The sequence below is a fragment of the Streptomyces odonnellii genome (assembly GCF_000981895.1).
Taxonomy (GTDB): domain Bacteria; phylum Actinomycetota; class Actinomycetes; order Streptomycetales; family Streptomycetaceae; genus Streptomyces; species Streptomyces odonnellii.
This window is the reverse complement of the sequence record NZ_LATD01000360.1, coordinates 1-2,406: the sequence shown is the minus strand read 5'-3', so window position 1 is coordinate 2,406 and position 2,406 is coordinate 1. Positions and strand designations below refer to the sequence as shown.

The 2,406-nt window shown below is 71.4% G+C and carries 4 protein-coding genes; 2 read left to right on the top strand and 2 right to left on the bottom strand.

Features of this window, described 5'->3' with window-relative positions; genetic code table 11:
- A partial coding sequence (locus WH07_RS29470) for a penicillin-binding transpeptidase domain-containing protein (RefSeq protein WP_269801398.1) occupies positions 1 to 991 on the top strand: 991 nt, incomplete at its 5' end.
- Positions 992 to 1,158: 167 nt separating this feature from the next.
- Here the strand turns inward: WH07_RS29470 and WH07_RS29465 are convergent.
- Together WH07_RS29465 and WH07_RS29460 are read right to left on the bottom strand one after the other, a co-directional pair.
- A complete protein-coding gene (locus tag WH07_RS29465; RefSeq protein WP_046506547.1) occupies positions 1,159 to 1,461 on the bottom strand; it encodes a GroES family chaperonin in 303 nt (100 codons plus the stop codon).
- A gap of 155 nt (positions 1,462 to 1,616) precedes the next feature.
- Entirely contained in the window at positions 1,617 to 1,937 is a 321-nt protein-coding gene (locus tag WH07_RS29460) for a DUF3618 domain-containing protein (RefSeq protein ID WP_046506545.1), read from the bottom strand.
- A 161-nt stretch (positions 1,938 to 2,098) separates the two neighbouring features.
- Here WH07_RS29460 and WH07_RS29455 point away from each other — a divergent pair.
- A partial coding sequence (locus WH07_RS29455; protein ID WP_046506542.1) for a peroxiredoxin occupies positions 2,099 to 2,406 on the top strand: 308 nt, incomplete at its 3' end.

The following is a 2,406-nucleotide window of genomic DNA, read 5'->3' as shown; positions in this document are numbered from 1 at the left end:
GAACACCCCCGACCTGACCCCCTCCCCCTCCATCGCGCTCGGCCCGGCCACCGCCAGCGTCCTGGACATGGCGAAGGCGTACGCGACACTCGCCAACCACGGCCGGCACGGCACGTACACCCTGGTCGACAAGATCAGCAGAAACGGCAAGGACGTCGGACTGCCCGGCCGCAGCACCGAGCAGGTCATCAGCCGCGAGGCCGCCGACACCACCACGGCCGTGCTGCGCGGGGTCGTCGAGGGCGGTACGGGCACCGCGGCGCTCTCCGCGGGCCGCCCCGCGGCGGGCAAGACGGGGACGGCGGAGGACGACAAGGCCGCCTGGTTCGCCGGCTACACCCCGGATCTGACGACGGTCATCGCGATGATGGGCGCCGACCCGAAGACCGCCGCGCAGAGGCCGCTGTACGGGGCGCTCGGCCAGACCCGGATCAACGGGGGCGGCCCGCCGGCCGAGATCTGGGGGCAGTTCACGGCGGACGTGCTCAAGGACAGCCAGGCAAAGGACTTTGACCTGCGGACCGAGGAGGGGTCGAGCCGGTTCTCGTCCTCGGAGGACTCACCGGAATCGCCCGGCTCGTCGGACTCGGCGGACTCGGCGGACGGGATCGTGAAGGACGGGCCGGGCAACGGCCCGCTGCCCGGCTCCGACGACGAGGCGCTGGAGCTGGGCCCGTACCCGAACCAGGACCGCACGGACGGACGGACCCCCGCCAGGCCCGGAAGCATGGCGCACACCAGCGGGGGCGGCTACCCGGGGCAGTCGTACGTTCCGCACAGCCGGCTGTACGGACCGACCCGCGGCCAGGGCCAGGGCCAGAGCCAGGGCCAGGGCCAGGGAGCGTCGCTGGGACAGGCAGCGCCCTTCGGCGGAAGTGCCGACTCCGGTCTGGGCGACATCGACGACAACAGGCCCGGCGGTACGAACAGCTACGGATGGAGTACGGGCAGCAGCCCGGCCGGCCGGAGGATCCCTGGCCTCGACTGGTGATCCGGCCGCATCGCGGGGTGCTGGGCCCCGGGTCCTGCGGTGCTGGGTCCCGGGGCTCATTGGGCTCCGAGCCGCGGAGCCCCGGGCTCTTTGGGCTCGGGGCTCTTTGGGTTCGCGGGGCGGGTGAAATCGCAGCGGCCACACAGATGCGGCCGCTGGCGCGACCGCTACAGATACAGCCCGGTCGAATCCTCGGAACCCTCGAACCGGTCGGCGGCGACCGCGTGCAGATCGCGCTCCCGCATCAGGACGTACGCCACCCCGCGCACCTCGACCTCGGCCCGGTCCTCGGGGTCGTACAGCACCCGGTCCCCCGGCTCCACCGTCCGTACGTTCTGGCCCACGGCCACCACTTCGGCCCAGGCCAGCCGCCGGCCCACCGCGGCCGTCGCGGGAATGACGATGCCGCCGGACGAGCGCCGCTCACCCTCCGGGATGTCCGTCCTGACCAGGACCCGGTCATGGAGCATCCGGATGGGCAGCTTGTCGTGCTGGTCGTGCCTGCCGAGCTGGCTGAGGGGTTTCTCGCTCACGTCCCAGAACCTACCTGCTCAAGTTCATGCCGTATGCCACAGGGGTAAACCCCACGGCCCCCGGCGGTCCGACGATCCGTCGCCGGGGGGCGTCAGCGCCGACGGCGCCGTACCGACACCGCCAGCAGCCCCACGACCCCGACCGCCACCAGCGCCACCGGCACCAGCCGGTCCAGCCGCGGCCCGCCGTCGAGCCCGACGAACTGCGCCCGTACCCCCGACACCACCTTGTTCACCGCCACGAACGCACGCCCGGCCGTGTGATCCACACTGGAGACCACCCGGGCCTTCGCGTCGCCGACGATCGTCTTCGGGTGCACCCGCACCCCGATCTCGTCCAGCGTCTCGGCGAGCTGCCCGCGCCTGCGGATGATGTCCGCCTCGATCTGCGCCGGGGTCCTGGAATCCGACACCGCGCTGCCTCCGTCGTCGTGTCCGGTAGTGCCTCGTCCGTACTGCGTTCAGTACTCGATTCAGTACTTCCTCGACAGTCTGTCAGCTTCACCGTGGCCGCACCCGGCGGCACCCCCGATTACGCTCGGCCGCGTACACCCGACCTCCACCGAGGAGAACCATGAGCGAGCGACTCAAGCCCGGCGACACCGCCCCCGCCTTCACCCTGCCCGACGCGGACGGCAGCGACGTCTCGCTCGCGGACCACAAGGGCCGCAAGGTCATCGTCTACTTCTACCCCGCCGCCCTCACTCCAGGGTGCACCAAGCAGGCCTGTGATTTCACGGACAACCTCGGGCTGCTGGCCGACGCCGGTTACGACGTGATCGGGGTGTCCCCGGACAAGCCGGAGAAGCTCGCGAAGTTCCGCGAGAAGGAGAACCTGAAGGTCACGCTGGTCGGGGATCCGGGCAAGGGCGTGCTGGAGAG

Coding starts and splice junctions, on each gene's coding strand:
- WH07_RS29465 (WP_046506547.1), bottom strand. CDS start 1,461: ATGCTCCATGACCGGGTCCTGGTCAGGACGGACATCCCGGAGGGTGAG.